The organism is Curtobacterium sp. 24E2 (genome assembly GCF_016925595.1).
GTDB lineage: Bacteria > Actinomycetota > Actinomycetes > Actinomycetales > Microbacteriaceae > Curtobacterium.
On record NZ_CP068987.1, the window covers coordinates 3,220,711 to 3,238,137 of the forward strand.

At 70.4% G+C, this 17,427-nt stretch carries 14 protein-coding genes and 2 pseudogenes; 7 read left to right on the plus strand and 9 right to left on the minus strand.

What is annotated here, in order from left to right:
- Positions 1-277: 277 nt before the first annotated feature.
- Positions 278-2,153, minus strand: a pseudogene (locus JN350_RS15670) (ABC transporter ATP-binding protein).
- Positions 2,154-2,311: 158 nt separating this feature from the next.
- On the opposite strand from JN350_RS15670, the pseudogene JN350_RS15675 reads away from it, so the two are divergent.
- Positions 2,312-3,735: pseudogene (locus tag JN350_RS15675) on the plus strand (amino acid permease).
- A gap of 175 nt (positions 3,736-3,910) precedes the next feature.
- Here the strand turns inward: JN350_RS15675 and JN350_RS15680 are convergent.
- From JN350_RS15680 to JN350_RS15700, 5 genes are all read right to left on the minus strand, one after another.
- Positions 3,911-4,828: a type IV toxin-antitoxin system AbiEi family antitoxin domain-containing protein gene (locus JN350_RS15680; RefSeq protein ID WP_205462772.1), complete on the minus strand. Its 918-nt coding sequence runs from the start codon at positions 4,826-4,828 to the stop codon at positions 3,911-3,913.
- A gap of 312 nt (positions 4,829-5,140) precedes the next feature.
- The gene (gene rplL / locus JN350_RS15685; RefSeq protein ID WP_017888664.1) at positions 5,141-5,521 is read right to left on the minus strand and encodes a 50S ribosomal protein L7/L12; all 381 of its coding nucleotides are present in this window, start codon (positions 5,519-5,521) and stop codon (positions 5,141-5,143) included.
- A gap of 51 nt (positions 5,522-5,572) precedes the next feature.
- Positions 5,573-6,088: a 50S ribosomal protein L10 gene (rplJ, locus tag JN350_RS15690; RefSeq protein ID WP_111084245.1), complete on the minus strand. Its 516-nt coding sequence runs from the start codon at positions 6,086-6,088 to the stop codon at positions 5,573-5,575.
- Positions 6,089-6,356: 268 nt separating this feature from the next.
- Entirely contained in the window at positions 6,357-7,868 is a 1,512-nt protein-coding gene (locus JN350_RS15695) for a sensor histidine kinase (protein WP_205462773.1), read from the minus strand.
- On the minus strand, positions 7,865-8,605 hold the full coding sequence (locus JN350_RS15700; protein WP_017888661.1) for a response regulator transcription factor: 741 nt from the start codon (positions 8,603-8,605) through the stop codon (positions 7,865-7,867). The genes JN350_RS15695 and JN350_RS15700 overlap by 4 nt, the downstream gene beginning before the upstream one ends.
- Before the next feature lie 103 nt (positions 8,606-8,708).
- On the opposite strand from JN350_RS15700, the gene JN350_RS15705 reads away from it, so the two are divergent.
- From JN350_RS15705 to JN350_RS15725, 6 genes are all read left to right on the plus strand, one after another.
- Positions 8,709-9,746: an acyl-CoA dehydrogenase gene (locus tag JN350_RS15705; protein WP_205462774.1), complete on the plus strand. Its 1,038-nt coding sequence runs from the start codon at positions 8,709-8,711 to the stop codon at positions 9,744-9,746.
- Positions 9,743-10,669: a PIG-L family deacetylase gene (locus JN350_RS15710; protein ID WP_240347360.1), complete on the plus strand. Its 927-nt coding sequence runs from the start codon at positions 9,743-9,745 to the stop codon at positions 10,667-10,669. The genes JN350_RS15705 and JN350_RS15710 overlap by 4 nt, the downstream gene beginning before the upstream one ends.
- Complete coding sequence (locus tag JN350_RS19780) at positions 10,663-11,097, plus strand: class I SAM-dependent methyltransferase (protein WP_240347361.1); 435 nt, start codon at positions 10,663-10,665, stop codon at positions 11,095-11,097. The genes JN350_RS15710 and JN350_RS19780 overlap by 7 nt, the downstream gene beginning before the upstream one ends.
- Positions 11,094-11,804, plus strand: a complete 711-nt coding sequence (locus tag JN350_RS15715) for a glycosyltransferase family 2 protein (protein WP_205462775.1) — start codon at positions 11,094-11,096, stop codon at positions 11,802-11,804. Before JN350_RS19780 ends, JN350_RS15715 begins: the two co-directional genes overlap by 4 nt.
- Positions 11,805-11,933: 129 nt before the next feature.
- On the plus strand, positions 11,934-13,493 hold the full coding sequence (locus JN350_RS15720; protein ID WP_205462776.1) for an ABC transporter permease: 1,560 nt from the start codon (positions 11,934-11,936) through the stop codon (positions 13,491-13,493).
- Positions 13,494-13,627: 134 nt separating this feature from the next.
- Positions 13,628-14,305 (plus strand): ABC transporter ATP-binding protein, encoded by a 678-nt coding sequence (locus tag JN350_RS15725; RefSeq protein WP_111084468.1) that lies wholly within the window; start codon positions 13,628-13,630, stop codon positions 14,303-14,305.
- Positions 14,306-14,364: 59 nt separating this feature from the next.
- Here the strand turns inward: JN350_RS15725 and JN350_RS15730 are convergent, their stop codons facing one another.
- The 3 genes from JN350_RS15730 to JN350_RS15740 form a co-directional block, all read right to left on the minus strand.
- Positions 14,365-15,300 (minus strand): TolB-like translocation protein, encoded by a 936-nt coding sequence (locus tag JN350_RS15730; RefSeq protein ID WP_205462777.1) that lies wholly within the window; start codon positions 15,298-15,300, stop codon positions 14,365-14,367.
- A 109-nt stretch (positions 15,301-15,409) separates the two neighbouring features.
- Complete coding sequence (locus JN350_RS15735) at positions 15,410-16,249, minus strand: carbohydrate ABC transporter permease (protein WP_111084253.1); 840 nt, start codon at positions 16,247-16,249, stop codon at positions 15,410-15,412.
- The gene (locus JN350_RS15740) at positions 16,242-17,237 is read right to left on the minus strand and encodes a carbohydrate ABC transporter permease (RefSeq protein WP_111084254.1); all 996 of its coding nucleotides are present in this window, start codon (positions 17,235-17,237) and stop codon (positions 16,242-16,244) included. The genes JN350_RS15735 and JN350_RS15740 overlap by 8 nt, the downstream gene beginning before the upstream one ends.
- Between the last annotated feature and the right edge of the window lie 190 nt (positions 17,238-17,427).

Genomic DNA, 17,427 nt, shown 5'->3' on the forward strand with positions numbered 1-17,427 from the left:
CAACCACAGGTACCACGCGAGCAACACTCGTGTCAGGTATCCGACGTCCGTTGCGGTTTCGTGACCACCGTCGTCGGGTTGGCGACACCTGTCGCGGTGCGGGCTGGAGACGGCGGGCTGGAGACGGCGGGCTGGAGACGGCGGGCGGTCGGACGGGAGGCGCGTTGCGGCCCCGTCACGGGCCTCCCGTCCGCCGTCGGGTCACCTGTCCGTTCCGCGCACGCGCAGCGTGCGTCGGCGCCGGTCGGTCTGTGGCCACCGGCGCCGGCCGGCCGGCTCAGCGCTCGACGGCGTCCGCCGGTGTGTTCTGCTGCCGGTGCAGGAGCGCGTAGGTGCCGTCGAGCGCGAGGAGTTCGTCGTGCGTGCCCTGCTCGACGATCCGCCCGTGGTCGAGCACGAAGATGACGTCGGCGTCTCGGATCGTCGACAGCCGGTGCGCGATCGAGATCGTGGTGCGCCCCGCGGCGGCGGTGTCGAGCGCGGTCTGCACGACCCGTTCCGAGATCGAGTCCAGCGCGCTCGTCGCCTCGTCGAGCACGAGCACGGGCGGGTCCTTCAGGAGCACGCGGGCGATCGCGATCCGCTGCTTCTCGCCGCCGGACAGCCGGTACCCGCGCTCCCCCACGACGGTGTCGTAGCCGTCCGGGAACGAGGCGATCGTGTCGTGGATGTTCGCCGCCCGTGCCGCCCGTTCGACCTCGTCGTCGGTGGCGTCCGGCTTGGCGTACCGCAGGTTGTCGCCGATCGTCGCGTGGAACAGGTACGTCTCCTGGCTGACGATCCCCACGTGGCGCATGAGGTCCTCGTGCACGAGGTCGCGGACGTCCTGCCCGGCGAACCGCACGGAGCCCTCGGTCGCCTCGTACAAGCGCGGCACCAGGTACGACACGGTCGTCTTGCCCGCGCCCGACGGACCGACGAAGGCAGCGAACTGGCCGGGCCGGAGCTCGAACGAGACCCCGCGGAGCGCTCGGCTTGTCGGCCTCGCCGTCCGGGTAGGTGAACGTCACGTCGTCGAAGGCGACGTGACCGACCATCGTGTCGTCGACGGGCTTCGCCGTGGGCGAGTCAGTGATCGCGGGCTTGAGATCGAAGTACTCGAAGATCCGAGCGAACAGCGCTCCGGAGGTCTGCAGGTCGAGCACCACCCGGAGCAGTCCGACCGTCGGGAACAGCAGGCGCGACTGCACCGTCGTGAACGCCACGATGGTGCCGGCGGTGATCGGGACGTCGCCGATGATCAGCCAGGCCGCGACGAGGTAGATGATCGCCGGGATGATCGACAGGAAGATCTGCACGATCGCGAAGAACCACTGGCCCGACATCTGCTGGCGGACCTGCAGCTGGATCTGGTTGCGGTTCTCGTCCCCGTAGCGGCGGGTCTCACTGCGCTGCTGGTTGAAGCTCTTGGCCAGCAGGATGCCGGAGACGCTCAGCGCCTCTTGCGTGATCGCCGTCATGTCGGACAGCGACTCCTGCGTCTGCCCGGCGATGCGGGCACGGACCTGCCCGACCCGACGCTGCGCGATGACGAGCAACGGGAGCAGCACGACCGCGACCAGGGTCATCTGCCAGCTCAACAGCAGCATCGCGACGATCGCGGCGATGACCGTGACGGTGTTGCCGAGCACGGACGAGATCGTGTTGTTCAGGACGCTCGCGACGCCGCCGACGTCGTTCTGCAGGCGGGACTGGATGACACCGGTCTTCGTGCGGGTGAAGAACGCGAGCTCCATGCGCTGCAGGTGCCCGAACAGGCGCATCCGCATGGCGCCCATGACCTTGTTGCCGACCGTCGCCGTCAGGTACGTCTGCCAGACGCCCACCCCGGCGCTCGCGATCCAGAGCAACACCATCGCCGACACGAGCTCGACCAGCACCGGGACGTCGGGGCTGCCGGACGGTGGGAACAGGCCGCGGTCGAACGCCTGCTGCGTCAACAGCGGCGGGATCACCGAGATCGCCGCGCCGATCAGCACGAGGACGACCGTCAGGATGATCGACCTGCGGTGTGGGACGAACAACCCGGCGATCCGCTGCACCAGGTGCGGGATCTTCGGCGCTTCGGCGTTGGCGGCCTTCTGTGCACGGAAGTCACCGCTGGAGATCCGGCCGCCGCCGCGCGGACCACCGCCACCGCCGCCCCCGCGCATCCCGCCGCCCATGCTCATGCAGCAACCGTATCCCCGCGGTCGGACATCGGCGCCCGCTCGACGACCGCCGTTCCGCGGTGCAGTCCGACAGCCGTATTTGACCCCGTTCAGGGGCGTGCGAGCATGTGCCGTCCCCGCCCCCGCACCACCGAGGTCCCATGACGTCCGCGCCGTCCCGTCCCACGTCCCTCCGCCAGCAGCTCGCCCGCCGCAAGCCGATCGAGCAGCTGCAGTCCGAGGCCGCCGTCGGCGTCAACGGCGAACCACTCCGCCGGTCGCTCGGTGTCTGGCACCTGACGATGATCAGCGTCGGCGCGACCCTCGGTACCGGCATCCTCGTGGTGCTCGGCACGGCCGTGCCGCTCGCGGGCCCGGCCGTGTGGATCTCCTTCGTCGTCGCCGGGATCGCGGCCCTGCTCTCGGCGCTGTCCTACGCCGAGATGGCCGGAGCCGTCCCGACCTCGGGGTCGAGCTACTCGTACACCTACGCCACCATGGGCGAGGGCATCGCCTGGGTCTGCGGGTGGTGCCTCGTCCTCGAGTACGCCGTGTCGGTGGCAGCGGTCGCGGTCGGCGCGAGCGAGTACGTCGACGAGACCCTGCGCGTGTTCGGGCTGCACCTGCCGACCGCCCTGTCCGCGCCGCCGGGTGACGGCGGCGTCGTGAACCTGCCGGCGGCCGTCCTGGTCCTGCTCGCCACCGTCGTCCTGATCCCCGGAGCCCGCGAGAGCGCCTGGGTGAACACCGTCATGGTCGTCGTGAAGATCGCACTGCTCGTGTTCTTCGTGGTCGTCGCCTTCACGGCCTTCCAAGCGCAGAACTTCGAACCGCTCGCACCGATGGGTGCCGCCGGGGTGACCGCTGCGGCCTCCAGGCTCTTCTTCTCGTACATCGGTTTCGACGCCGCCTCCACCGCCGGCGAAGAGGCGAAGAACCCCCGCCGCGACCTCCCCGGGCGATCATCGGTTCGATCGCGCTCATCACGGCGCTGTACATCCTCGTCGCCGTCGCCGCGATCGGTGCCCGTTCGTGGACCGACTTCTCGTCCTCCGAGGCCTCGCTCGTCCGCATCGTCGTCGACGTCACGGGACAGCCCCTCGTCGCGCTGGTCTTCTCGATCGGCGCGGTCGTCGCGATCGCGAGCGTCGTGCTGACGGTGCTTTACGGCCAGACCCGGATCCTGCTCACCATGGCCCGCGACGGCCTGGTCCCGAAGGTCTTCGGTCGGGTCTCGCGGCGCACCGGCACCCCCATCGCGAACACGTTGATCATCGGCATCGCGGTCACGATCGTCGCCGCACTGGTCCCCCTCGGCGAGCTCGCCGACGCCACCAGCATCGGCACCCTCGTGGCGTTCGCGCTCGTCAACGTGTCGGTCATCGTGCTCCGTCGCTCGCAGCCCGACCTCGAGCGCTCGTACCGCGTCCCGCTGTTCCCCGTCGTGCCGATCCTCGGTGCCCTGAGCTGCGTGCTCCTGGCGGTGTTCCTCGGCGCGACGACGTGGATCGCGTTCGGCATCTGGATGGTCGTCGGCGCCGTGCTCTACCTGGCCTACGGCCGCCGTCACAGCACCTTGCGCTGACCGCCCGGCCCGCCCCGTCCCGGCCTGCGACACCTCCGCCAAAGCGACAGTGTGCCGCGAACGGTTCGCGAACATCTGTCGCTCTGCCAGGAGGCTCGGCCCGGGTCCGGCGGGAAGTGTCGCTTTGGCAACACGATCGGTCTGACCTCCACCCAGCCACCGACGACCGCCGCGGTCAGCGGCACGGCACGCCGTGCTGTCGGAACAGCGACCGCAGTCGTTCAGGTGCCACGAGGTGCTCCCAGTACACGCGGACGAAGCCGTTCACCTCTGATCGGCCCCGGACACGGTCCTCTCGCTGCTTCTCGGTCCACACCGCATCGGCGCCGGTCCTCCCTCCGAGCATCCCGGGGTCCTCGTACTTCTGTCGGCCGTCGAACTCCACGACGATGCCCTGGCGTGGGAGCCAGAAGTCCACGCGGTCGACACGGCCGTCCGGTGAGCGGAACTCGTGCTGCGGTTCCCAGTCCGGACAGTGCAACTCCGCCGCGCGGACCGCCAAGTACGACTCCCCGACCGATTCGTGGCGCACGTCGCAGATCGCCAGGGCCTGTTCGAGTCGTACCGCGCCCCAGGGACCTCCGGCAACGCACAGACGCTCGAGCTCCCCGCGTTCGACACCGCTCCGCAGCGCGTGGTCGAGCCCCACGACGGCATCGGCGAGGGTGCCACGCCGAGCGTTCTCGACGGTGGTCTGCGCCAAAGCGGTGAACGGGACACCGTGGAACAGCCTCCCCGACCGCTCGGGCGCACCGGCGTGCACGGTCAGTCCCACGCGGTGCCGGTCGTGCTCGAGCCCGGCGTCGACGGCTTGGACACGCTCGGGCCACGGATCGAGTCGTGGCAGACCGAACACCGCGGCAGCCGAGTCGAGTGCGAACACCGCGTCGGACCGGAGCAACGGGATGACGGCCCGCATCCGGACGAGGTGTCGGGAGCGACCGTCAAGAGCCTCCCACGGCGCGCGTTCGACGTAGACGCCGTGCCGGACGCGCACGAGCTCATCGGCCCGCTGCCGTCGCTGGAGATGGCGGGCGCCAGCCCGATCGAGGTCGTTCGTGCGGAAGATCTCGATCGCGTTGGCAGGGTGCATGACAGCACACTGTCGCTCGAGACGACCAGTCTCAGGGTCCGGAGCCGATCTGTGGACAACCGCCGCGCCTCCCGGCGGTCAACGGTGTCCCGCCAAAGCGACAGATCTCAGCAATGAGCGACTGAATGTTCTGCCATCGCGACAGAACCCCGCGAACAGTCGGCGGCACTCTGTCGCTTTCGCGGTAGCGGACGCCCGCGAGCTGTCGCTCAGCGCGAAAAGTCCCCACCCGCACGCACGCACCGCACCCCGCGCAACGACGAAGGCCGCCACCCCGAGGGGCAGCGGCCTTCGTGAACCGAACGGTCGAGACTACGCGAGCTCGATCGTGGCGCCAGCGGCCTCGAGGGTCGCCTTCGCCTTGTCGGCGGTCTCCTTGTTCGCACCCTCGAGGATCTTGGCGTCGGCGGTCTCGACGAGCGCCTTGGCCTCACCGAGGCCGAGCGACGTCAGGCCACGGACCTCCTTGATGACCTGGATCTTCTTGTCACCAGCGGACTTGAGGATGACGTCGAACTCGGTCTTCTCCTCAGCGGCCTCGGCCGGGGCAGCGGCGGCCGGAGCGGCAGCAGCGGCCGGGGCAGCAGCGGTGACCTCGAAGACCTCTTCGAACTTCTTCACGAAGTCCGAGAGCTCGATGAGCGTGAGCTCCTTGAAGGCCTCGATGAGCTCGTCCTGCGAAAGCTTCGCCATGATTTTCTCCTACTACTAGCTAATACGTGTGGTTGTGGAACGCGAGCCTGATCAGGCCGCGGACTCCTGCTTCTCGCGAAGGGCGTCCACAGTGCGGACGGCCTGCGAGAGCGGGGCCTGGAACAGGTACGCAGCACCGAACAGCGAGGCCTTGAAGGCGCCGGCGAGCTTGCCGAGCAGAACTTCACGGGACTCGAGGTCGGCGAGCTTGTCCACCTCGGTCGCGGAGAGCGGGTTACCGTCGAAGTAACCACCCTTCACCACGAGCTCGGGGTTCGCCTTGGCGAATGCACGCAGCGACTTCGCGACGGCGACGGTGTCACCGTGGACGAAGGCGAGAGCGGACGGACCGGCGAGTTCCTCGTCGAACGAGGAGATGCCGGCGTTGTTCGCCGCGATCTTGGTCAGCGTGTTCTTCACCACGGCGTACGTGGCGTGCTCACGGATCGAGTTGCGGAGCTCCTTGAGCTGCGCGACCGTGAGACCGCGGTACTCGGTGAGCAGAACGGCGTTCGAGCTACGGAAGGACTCCGTGAGCTCGGCGACCGCAGCTTCCTTGTTCGCCATGGTTCTCCTTGGGGTTTCTTGCCGGCTAGCCCCAGGTCTCCACACATGAAAAAAGCTCCGGCGCAGAGGCTCGGAGCTGCTCTCACAAGATGGTGGGAGTGGTTCGGAACACCTGCGCGGGATGCCTCATGCATGAGGACCTTCGGTCACGCTGCGAGCAGCACGACATCCGGCGGTCTTTGGCTTCGAGAACAGTAGCAGATGCGGTGGACGAGACCAAACGGCGGTCGGGAGGCGCGGTGCGGGCCCGCCCCGCGCCTCCCGACCGTCAGTGGGTCGCGTCCACCGCGGCGGGCGTCCCCGACCAGTCAGCGGACGCCGGAGAAGCGTCCGCACCAGCGGCCGACACGGCCGGAGCGGCCGACGGATCCACCGGCAGGTGCACCGTGAACACGGTGTCTCCCGGCACGCTCGCGACCTCGACGCTGCCGCCGTGCGCCTGCACGACCGCGTCCACGATGGCGAGCCCGAGCCCCGTCGACCCCACGGTGCGCGACCGGGAGCTGTCGGCACGGGCGAACCGCTCGAACAGCTTCGGCAGGAACTCCGGGTCGATGCCCTGCCCGGTGTCGCGCACGGTCAGGTCGACACCGGGGCCGGACGGCGACGGCGCGAGACCCACGGTGATGCGCGTGCCGTCGGGCGTGTGGGTCCGGGCGTTCGTGACGAGGTTCACGATGACCTGGTGCAGGCGCGCGGCGTCCCCCACGACCACGACGGGCGACGACGGCACGTCGATCTCGATGACGTGCCCCGGCGAGGCGGCGTGCGCGTCGTTCACGGCGTCGAGCACGAGCCCGGTCAGGTCGACCTCGTCGAACTGGATCTCGCGCCCCTCGTCGAGGCGGGCGAGGAGCAGCAGGTCCTCGACCATCGACGTCATCCGGATCGACTCGGACTCGATGCGGCTCATCGCGTAGACGACGTCCTTCGGCAGGTCACCGCCCATCCGACGGGTGAGCTCGGCGTACCCGCGCACCGAGGCGAGCGGGGTGCGGAGCTCGTGCGAGGCGTCGGCGACGAACTGCCGGACCTTCTGTTCGGACCGTTCCCGGGCCTGCATCGCGCTGCCGATGTGCCCGAGCATCCGGTTGAAGGCGCTGCCGACCCGGCCCACCTCGGTGCGGGGGTCGCTGTCGGGCACGCGGACGCCGTCCAGGGCATCGCTGCGGTCGAGGGGCATCCGGGCCACGGTCGAGGCGGTCTCGGCGACGCGCTCGAGCGGGCGCAGCGAACGCCGGACCACGACGGCGGCGACGATCGAGGCGGCGAGCAGCGCGGCGCCGACGACGATGACGACCACCCAGAACAGTTTCCAGACGCTGTCGTAGACCGACGCCATCGGCAGTCCGACGACCAGCACGGCGGGACCGACGTCCACTGCCGTGATCCGGTAGCGGCCGATGCCGGAGCCGAGGTCGACCGTGGTCGGATCGGCACCGACGCGCACCGTACCGAGTGCCGCCACGCTCGACTCGGTGATCCCGCCCGGGCGCCCGTACTCGTCGAGCACGTTCGCGATGACGACCTGCCCGTCGACGAAGTACGCGGTCAGGGTCCCGGCGGCCTGGCCGGACAGCCGCGTGAGGTCGATGCCCGGCTGACCCGACTCGTTCTGCTGCAGGTACCGCTGCGCGCGGTGCGTGGCGCCCGTGATCTGCTTGTCGATCGCGCCCGTCTGGATCGAGGAGAGCGCGATGATGCTCGCCGCCCCGATCACCGCGCTGACGGCGACGACGAGGGCGACGATGCTCAGGACGAGCCGGCGCCGGAGGGTCACGAGGTGGGCTTGATGACGTACCCGACGCCGCGCACCGTGTGGATCATCGGGGTCTCGCCGGCGTCGATCTTCTTCCGCAGGTACGAGATGTAGATCTCGACGACCGAGGACTTGCCGCCGAAGTCGTACGACCACACGCGGTCCAGGATCTGCGCCTTCGACAGCACACGACGGGGATTGCGCATCAGGAACCGGAGGAGCTCGAACTCGGTGGCGGTCAGCTCGATCGGCCGGCCGGCACGGTGCACCTCGTACGACTCCTCGTCGAGCACCAGGTCCCCGACGACGATGCGGGAGTCGCCGGCCTCGGAGATCGAGATCTGCGAGCGGCGGATGAGGCCCCGCAGCCGCGCGACGACCTCTTCGAGGGAGAACGGCTTCGTGACGTAGTCGTCGCCACCGGCCGTCAGCCCGGTCACGCGGTCCTCGACCGAGTCCTTCGCGGTGAGGAACAGCACCGGGGTGTCGTCGTTGTTCTGCCGCAGCCGACTGAGCACCTGCAGCCCGTCGAGGTCCGGCATCATCACGTCGAGCACCATCGCGTCGGGCTTGAACTCCCGCGCCGTCGTGAGGGCGTCCTGCCCACCGTTCGCGCTCTTGACGTCCCAGCCCTCGTAGCGGAGCGCCATGGACAACAGGTCGGTGAGGCTGGCTTCGTCGTCGACGACCAGGATGCGCAACGGGGTTCCGTCGGCACGCGTGAGGCGCGGGGCTGCTGCAGGCTGGGAGATGGTCACGTCTTCGAGTATCGAGGAATTCCTATGAGCTGTCTGTGGACCGCCCCTCCGCGCTCTGTGGATCGCTCCGAGTGCACTCGGCTGCTCCTTCGTAGGTTGGGGGATGTTGCGATCCTCCGCTTGGCCACCGTCCGCCAGGCACGTCGACACCGCGGGGATCGAGGAGACGGCCGGGAGGCCCGGCTCGAGCCCGGCAGACCGTCTGACGGCCGCGCGCACGCTCGCCGCCACCGCCCCGCTCCTGTCCGTGGGGACCGCCGGCGGTTTCCTCGCCACGCTCGCCGCCGTCGCCGCGGGCGACGTCGCGACCGCCCGCACCGTCGAACCCCACCTCGACGCGCTCGGCATCCTGCAGCAGGCCGACGTGCCGGTCCCCGCCGACTCGACCTGGGGCGTCTTCGCCGCCGAGGGCCCGGGACTCCGCCTCGAGGCCGCGCTGCAGGACGACGGCACGGCGCTCCTCACCGGCACGAAGCCGTGGTGCTCCCTCGCGTCGACGCTGTCGCACGCGCTGGTGACCGCGCACGCCGGCGACGACCGCGTCCTCGTCGCGGTGGACCTGCGGCAGGACGGCGTCACCGCGCACGACGAGGCCTGGGTCGCCCGTGGCATGCCCGACGTACCGAGCGGACCGGTGGACTTCGACGGCGTCCCGGCACAGCTCGTCGGTGCACCCGGCTGGTACCTGCGACGGCCTGGTTTCGCGTGGGGCGGCATCGGTGTCGCGGCGTGCTGGTGGGGCGGCGCGGTCGGAGTCGGGCGGGTCCTGCGCTCGCTGGCCGCAGCCCACCCGGAGTCCGAGCTGCTGCAGGCCGCCCTCGGTGCGACCGTGCTCGACCTCGCGGACGCCGAGGACGCCCTCGCCGACGCCGCCGCCCGCATCGACCGCTCCGAGGACCCCGACGCTCCCGACGTCGACTGGCCACTGCTCGCCCAGACGGTGCGCTCCCGGGTCCGTCGGAGTGTGGACTCCGTGCGCGAGCGGGTCGTCGCCACCGTCGGCCCGGCGCCCCTGACCTCGGACCCCGCCGTCGCGGCACGGGTCGCCGACCTCGAGCTGTACGTGCTGCAGGACCACGGCGCACGCGACCTCGCCCGGATCGGCCGGATGGTCACGGAGCGCGGCGGTGTCGCGTGGTGAGCTTCGACCACCGCGAGCCGGGCACCGACCCCGCGGCGTGGACCCCGTTCCTCGACTCGGTGCCGACCACACCGGTGGACCTGGACGGCATCCGCTCGGTGATGGTCGTCGCGCCGCACCCCGACGACGAGACCCTGGGCGCCGGCGGACTGATCGCCAGCGCCGCGGATGCCGGGATCCCTGTGCACGTCGTGCTCCTGACCCGCGGCGAGCGCTCCCACCCGGACTCCCCCACCACGACCGCCCCGGAGCTCGCAGCCGTGCGCGACGCCGAGTTCACCCGCGCCCTGGCCACGCTGCACGCCGGTGCGACGTCGTCGTCGGTCGGCATCCCCGACGGCGGCACCCGCGAACACCGGGACGAGGTCACCGACGCCCTGCGGCAAGCGCTCGACGACGCGGAGCGACCGACGCTCGTCGTGGCGCCGTGGCGGGGTGACGGCCACCGCGACCACCGCATCGCGGGCGAGGTCGCCGAGGAGGTCACCGCCGGAGCGGCCGGGGTGTCGCTGCTGACCTACCCGATCTGGGCATGGCACTGGGATGACCCGTCCGCATCCGCACAGCCGTGGGGCCGAGCCCGGGTCCTGCCGCTCCCCGACGCCGTGCGGGCACGGAAGCGTGCCGCCCTCGACGCCTACGGCTCGCAGATCCGACCGCTGTCAGGTGCCGCCGGGGACGAGGCGATCGTGGACGACCGGCACGCCGCGCACCACCTGCGGTCGACCGAGTGGTTCTTCGCGCCCGAGCCGACGGCGTCGCGCTCGCGGGAGTCGTTCGACGCGCACTACGAGCGGAAGCCCGAGGGGTGGGACTTCGAGGGCTCCTGGTACGAACGCCGCAAGCGTGCCGCGACGCTCGCCGCGCTCCCCGGCAGCGGTACCGGTCGGCGCTCGAACTCGGCTGCGCCACGGGCGTGCTGACCGCCGCGCTCGCCGAGCGGGCCGACGCCGTGCTCGGCACCGACATCTCGGCCGCGCCGTTGGCCCAGGCTGCCGTCCGCGCGCCGGGTGCCCGGTTCGTGCAGGCCTCGCTGCCCGCCGAGTGGCCGACGGGTCGGTGGGACCTCGTCGTGATGTCCGAGGTGGGCTACTACCTGTCCCCCGCCGACCTCGACGAGACGATCGACCGGGTGCTGGCGTCGCTCGACGACGACGGCGTGCTGGTCGCGTGCCACTGGCGCCACCCCGACGACGAGGCGGTGTCGAGCGGCGACGCGGTGGACGACCGGCTCGCGGAACGGTGGCCACGGCCAGCGCTCGTCCGGCACGTCGAACCGGACTTCGTGCTGAGCGTGCTGCCCGGCCCCGGCGTCGTGTCGGTCGCACGGGCCGAGGGGCTGGTCCGGTGACCGCGTCCTCCGGCGTCACGCGCATCGACGTCGTGCTGCCCGCCCACGACGAGGAGGACCGCATCGCCGCCTGCCTCGACGCGTTGCTCGCTGCTCGCGCCCGACTCTCCGCGGGACACCCGGACGTGGCGGTCTCGGTGACCGTCGTGCTCGACGGCTGCACCGACGACACGGCGACGGTCGTCGAGCGCTTCCCCGTCGACGTCGTCGCGACCGCCCACGTCGGGGTCGGTCGGGCGCGCACCATCGGTGCCACGCACGCCCTCCGGCAGTACCCCGCCGACCCGGTGTCCCGCTGGCTCGCCCACACCGACGCGGACTCGCGGGTGCCGGAGGGCTGGCTGGTCCAGCAGGCCGGCGCCCTCAGGTCCGGCGCGCACGTGCTCGTCGGCGCCGTCGTCCCCGACCCGGACGACCTGGACCCGGTCGTGCTCGCTCGGTGGACGCAGGCGCACCCGCCCGGAGCCGCGCTCGGGCACGTGCACGGCGCGAACCTCGGCGTACTGGCATCCGCGTACCTGGCGCTCGGCGGGTTCGACCCCGTCCCCGAGCACGAGGACATCCGGCTCGTCGAGCGGGCGCGAGCGATGGGGTTCCGCGTGGACGCGACGGTCGACCTGCCGGTGGTGACGAGCGGTCGGTTCGCGGGCCGCACACCCGGCGGCTACGCGGAGCACCTGCGCCGGGAGTACGGCGACGCGAGCTGAGCGCCCCTTAGACAGCTCATAGGCTGCCGATGGGGCGGCCACTGACCGGCTGCCTACGTTCTCCTCCGTCGGCCCCGCCGTGCGCTCTGCACGGCCGGTGACCCCAGCCGGCCACCACCGAGGAGAACCATGTTCCTGACGTACCTCAGGCGCGAACTCACGAACCGCAAGAAGCAGACCGTCATCATCGCGATCGGCATGGCGTTGGCCATCGCACTCGTGGTCATCGTGTCCTCGATCGCGGGCGGCGTGAAGGCGGCCCAGTCCAGCGTCCTGCAGTCCGTGTACGGCGTCGGCACCGACATCACCGTCACGAAGACGACGACCCCGAGCGCGTCGGGCTCCGGTCGGCCGAGCTTCGACTTCGGCAGCCAGAGCGGTGACGACAGCGACAGCAGCGGTTCGACCGACCTGTCGCAGTCACGGCTCGCCGTCGCCCGCGGTACGAGCACGCTGAGCGCCGCCAACCTGACCACCGTCACCGGCACCGACGGCGTCAAGGCGGCGACGGGTGTGCTGACCCTCGAGAACAGCACGTTCTCGGGTCAGGTCCAGCAGTCGACCGACGGCAGCAGCACGGACAGCAGCAGCTCCGACAGCAGCGGCACGGACAGCTCCACCCAGCAGGGTCCGCCGAGTGGCGACTCCGGTCAGGGCGGCGGCTTCGGCGGCGGCTCGTTCAACGTCGACTCGTTCACCGTGACCGGCATCCCCGTCTCGGGCGACGCCGTCGGGCCCCTGACCAGCACCGAGCTCACCAAGGGCCGCACGTTCACCGCGAAGGACGCCGGCAAGGACGTCGTCGTGCTGGATGCGTCCTACGCGAAGAGCGAGTCAAAGGCGGTCGGTGACACCGTCGACATCGGCGGCACCGACTTCGAGGTCATCGGCATCGTCACCTCGACGGGTTCGTCGTCCACGACCGGCTCGAACACCTACATCCCCCTCGACACCGCGCAGGCGCTGGCGGACCTCGACGGCAAGGTCACCTCGATCTACGTGTCCGCCGAGTCCTCGTCGGACGTCAGCGCGATCAAGACCGCCCTGCAGAAGAAGCTCACCACGGCCACGGTCTCCACCGAGTCCGACCTGGCGTCGAGCGTCTCCGGTTCGCTGAGCACCGCGTCGAGCCTCGTCTCGAACCTCGGCACCTGGCTGTCGATCGTGGTGCTGGCGGCGGCGTTCCTCATCGCGATCCTCTTCACGATCTCCGGCGTCACGAGGCGCACCCGCGAGTTCGGGACCCTCAAGGCCATCGGCTGGTCGAACGGCCGCATCACCCGGCAGGTCGCGGGCGAGTCGCTCGTGCAGGGCCTGATCGGCGGCGTCCTCGGCGCAGCGGCCGGCCTGATCGGCATCCTCGTGGTGAACATCATCAGCCCGACCATCTCGGCGAGCGCCTCGAGCACGACCGGTGGCGGCGGCGCGGGTGGCGGCGGCGGCATGCCCGGTGGCGCGGCGACCGCGGCCGCGGGCAGCGGCACGACGGGCGGCGCCCCGGCCGGCGGCTTCGGCGGCGGCGCGAGCACCGCGTCGACGACCGACGTGGTCCTGCACGCCCCGGTGACCGTCGAGGTCATCCTGCTGGCGATCGGCCTCGCGATCCTCGGTGGCCTCATCGCCGGCGCACTCGGCGGCTGGCGCGCAAGCAAGCTCCGTCCGGCCGAGGCACTGCGGAGCGTGGCCTGATGCCCGGCCCCGCCACCGGCGCGGTGCCGACCACCGGACCCGCACCGACCCCGAGCACGCGACCAGAAGGAGTGACCGTGACCAGCACCGACACCGCACCCGGCCAGGCGGAGGCGAGCCGCGCCTCCAGTCCGATGTACCGGCTGACCAACGTCAGCAAGACGTACAAGCAGAAGAACCGCACCGTCACCGCCCTGACGAACGTGGACCTGACGATCCCGCAGGGACAGCTCGTGGCGATCCAGGGGCCGACCGGCGGCGGCAAGTCGACGCTGCTGCAGATGCTCGGGGCGCTCGACCGGCCGACGGCCGGGTCGATCCACCTCGGTGGCGACCGCGACGTGGCGAAGCTCGGCGACCGCGCACTGACCGACCTGCGGGCGACCGAGATCGGCTTCGTGTTCCAGAGCTTCAACCTCATCCCGACGCTGACGGCGCTCGAGAACGTCGAGACGGCGTTCGCGGGGTCACTCGCGAACCGAGCACGTTCGGAGATCCGCGAACGGGCCACGGCTGCGCTCCGCGAGGTCGGGCTCGGCGAGCGGATGGAGCACCTGCCGGCCGAGCTCTCCGGCGGGCAGCAGCAGCGCGTCGCGATCGCCCGCGCGCTGGTGAAGAACCCCAGCGTGCTGCTCGCAGACGAACCGACCGGCGCGCTCGACGAGGGCACCCGCGACGAGATCATGGGGCTCATCGAGAAGCAGTGGAAGGAACGCGGGCTGACGGTCGTCATCGTCACGCACGACTCGTGGGTGGCGAAGCGGGCCGAGCGACGCCTGCACCTCAAGCAGGGGCAGGTGCGCGAGGTCTGAGGGACCCGAGTCTCGCGGTGGGCGACAGCCCTCGTGGCCACGGGCCCGAGGACTGTCGCTCAGTCCGAGTCTCGACCCACGGGGTAGTCGCAGTAGGCGAACCACCGCGAGTCCAGCGACCACGGCGGCACGTTGACCGTGCCCTGGCCGCCGTCGAGCACGACGAGGGTCTCCGGCACCGGCATGATCCGGGCGCCGCGGACCAACACCCCGGGCAGCCGCCGCAGCTCCACGCGCTGGTCGGCCGGGTGGCCCTGCACCCCCGGCTCGTACGACAGGTAGAGCAGGTGCTCCCCGTCCGGCGAGAGGTGCGGGAACCAGTTCACCCGGTCGTCGTTCGTGATCCGGACCGGGTCGGTCGCCCCTGGCCACAGCGCGACGAGCTGCGCGGTGCCCGGCGTGAACCGCTCCGAGTTCCACACGAGCACCTCGCCCGCGAACGAGACGCCGTCGTCGGGGTGCTCGTCGCGGGTCAGGAACGTCGGGTCCCCGGTGGCCGGGTCGACGAGTGCGACATCGGTGGTCCAGACGCCCTCCTCGGTGCGCTCCCCGACGATCGCCGCGAGGGTCTCCCCGTCCGGGGAGATGCCGTGCAGGTAGAACTTCCGGACGACCGGCAGCGCGGTGGTCACGTCGGTGAGGGTCGCCGCCGCTCCGCCGGCCGGCACGGGCACCCGGTACAGGTCCCCGTCGCGGCCGCTCACCACGACGGAGTTGCCCGAGGGGTCGAGCACGTGGTCGTTGTTGATCTCGGGGACGCCGGGCATCGGCACCGGCACGAGCGCGGTCTCGTCGAGCACCTGCCCGCCGTGCTCGAGGAGCCAGAGGTCGCCGTCGCCGTTCAGCAGGATCGTGCCGTCGTCGAGCACGTTCGGCGCCTCGACGAGCACCGTGCTCGACTCGAACACCAGCCGCGAAGTCCGCGACTCGAGGTCGTAGACGTGCACCCGGCTGGTCTGTCCTGGCAGCAGCTGCCGCCCACGCGCTCCACTCATGCGCCCCATCCTGCCCGGAACGACGAGACTCGGGCTGAGCGACGTCGCTCGTGCTCGATGGCACGAGGACTGTCGCCCAGCCCGAGTCTCGGGGCCGGGGTGTAACCGGCTACTTCACCGCACCGGCGGTCAGACCGGCGACGAACTGGCGCTGCACGATGAGGAACGCGATCACCACGGGGATGGACACGACCAGGGACGCGGCCATGATCTGGTTCCAGTACACGTTCGTCTGCGTCGAGTACTGCTGCAGACCGACCGCCAGGGTCTGCCCGTCGCCGTTGGTCATGACCGAGGCGAAGAGCACCTCGCCCCAGGCCGTCATGAACGAGTAGATGCCGACCGCGACCAGCCCCGGGCGGGCCGAGGGCAGGATGACCCGGAACAGGGCCCCCATCGGACCGGAACCGTCGACCATCGCGGCCTCGTCGAGCTCACGCGGGATGGTCTCGAAGTAGCCGGCGAGCATCCAGATCGAGAACGGGAGCGTGAACGTCAGGTACGTGATGATCAGGCCGGTCCAGCTGCCGACGAGCTGGATGCCGAGCGAGTTCCCGAGGTTCGTGAAGATGAGGAACAGCGGGAGCAGGAACAGCACGCCGGGGAACATCTGGGTGGAGAGCACCGCGGTGGTGAAGGTGCTCTTGCCCTTGAAGTTCCAGCGCGAGACACCGTAGGCGGCGAACGTCGCGATGATCAGCGAGAACACCGTGGCGACCGTGCAGACGACGAGCGAGTTCACGAAGTACTTGCCGAGCGGCACCGTCGACCACATGTCGATGAACGGCTGGATGGTGATGTTGGTCGGGATCCACGTGAAGTCGTTCTGCACGTCACCGAGCGGCTTGATGGCCGTGGTGATCATCACGTAGAGGGGCACGACCGTGAACAGGGTCAGGATGACCAGGGTCACGACCTTGAAGGACTTGGCGCCGAATGTCTCACGCACGGACGGACCTCCGGTTGGTCACGGCGAGGTAGATGCCGGTGACGATGAGCAGGAAAATGAGGAGCAGGACGCTCATCGCGGCACCGGAGCCGAAGTTCCAGGTGATGAAGGACGCGTTGTAGATGTGGAAGCTCAGCAGGTCCGCGGCCGGGGGCTGTGCGGTCGAGCCGAACAGCACGAACGGCGTGTTGAAGTCGTTGAACGTCCAGAGGAACATCACGAGGACGAGCGTCACGTTGACCGGGCGGACCATCGGCAGCGTGATCGAGCGCCACTGCCGGAACGGCTTCGCACCGTCGACCGAGGCGGCTTCGTACACGTCGTTCGGCACGGACTGCAGTCCGGCCATCAGCATCAGGAACGCGAAGGGCCAGGTCTTCCAGATCGCCACGACGACGACGGAGACGAAGGCGTTCGAGCCGATCAGCCAGAACGGGCCGGTGCCGTTGAACAGGTGCAGCTGGTCGACCAGGACGTGGTTCACCGCACCCGAGTCACGCTGGAACATGAACTTCCAGGTGATGATGCCGGCGTACATCGGCAGCGCGTACGGCACGAGGAACAGGGTGCGGAACAGACCGCGACCCCTGAACGGCTTCTGCAGCGCGACCGCGGCCGCCATGCCGAAGGTCCAGGAGAGGCCGACGACCAGCACCGTGAACCCGCAGGTGATCAGGAAGGAGTGCAGGACGCCCTTGCCGATCGCCTGGTCGAAGTCGACGACGACCGAGTAGTTGTGCAGTCCCGCGAAGGGTGCAGCGCCCCAGTTGGCGATGAAGTACTTGGTGAGCTGGATGAACGAGATCCAGATGCCGGTGAGCATCGGGACGATGTGGATGAGCAGCTCGAACAGGATGGCCGGCGCGACGAGCGCGTAGGGCAGCCAGTTGGTCTTGCGCTTGCGACCTGGCGGACGGCCCGACAGCGTCGAGCCCTTCGTGTGCGTCAGGTCGATGCGCTCCGCATCGGGCAGGACCGTCGTGGACATGGGCGGGGGCCTTTCGGCAGGAGGGGGTTCGGGTGCTTCGCACCCCGGTCCGTGGCAGCGGACGGGAGGCACGGCGTGCGTGAGGCGGGACGCTCACTGCCGGCGGATGGCCGGCTCTGGGGCTGTGGGGCCGGTGACGACCTGCCCCGGCGCGTCCGGCTGTGGACGCGAGGGTGGAGGCCCGGGGGCG

Coding starts and splice junctions, on each gene's coding strand:
- JN350_RS15680 (WP_205462772.1), bottom strand. CDS start 4,828: ATGCACCCTGCCAACGCGATCGAGATCTTCCGCACGAACGACCTCGAT.
- rplL (WP_017888664.1), bottom strand. CDS start 5,521: ATGGCGAAGCTTTCGCAGGACGAGCTCATCGAGGCCTTCAAGGAGCTC.
- rplJ (WP_111084245.1), bottom strand. CDS start 6,088: ATGGCGAACAAGGAAGCTGCGGTCGCCGAGCTCACGGAGTCCTTCCGT.
- JN350_RS15705 (WP_205462774.1), top strand. CDS start 8,709: ATGTTGCGATCCTCCGCTTGGCCACCGTCCGCCAGGCACGTCGACACC.
- JN350_RS15720 (WP_205462776.1), top strand. CDS start 11,934: ATGTTCCTGACGTACCTCAGGCGCGAACTCACGAACCGCAAGAAGCAG.
- JN350_RS15725 (WP_111084468.1), top strand. CDS start 13,628: ATGTACCGGCTGACCAACGTCAGCAAGACGTACAAGCAGAAGAACCGC.
- JN350_RS15730 (WP_205462777.1), bottom strand. CDS start 15,300: ATGAGTGGAGCGCGTGGGCGGCAGCTGCTGCCAGGACAGACCAGCCGG.
- JN350_RS15740 (WP_111084254.1), bottom strand. CDS start 17,237: ATGTCCACGACGGTCCTGCCCGATGCGGAGCGCATCGACCTGACGCAC.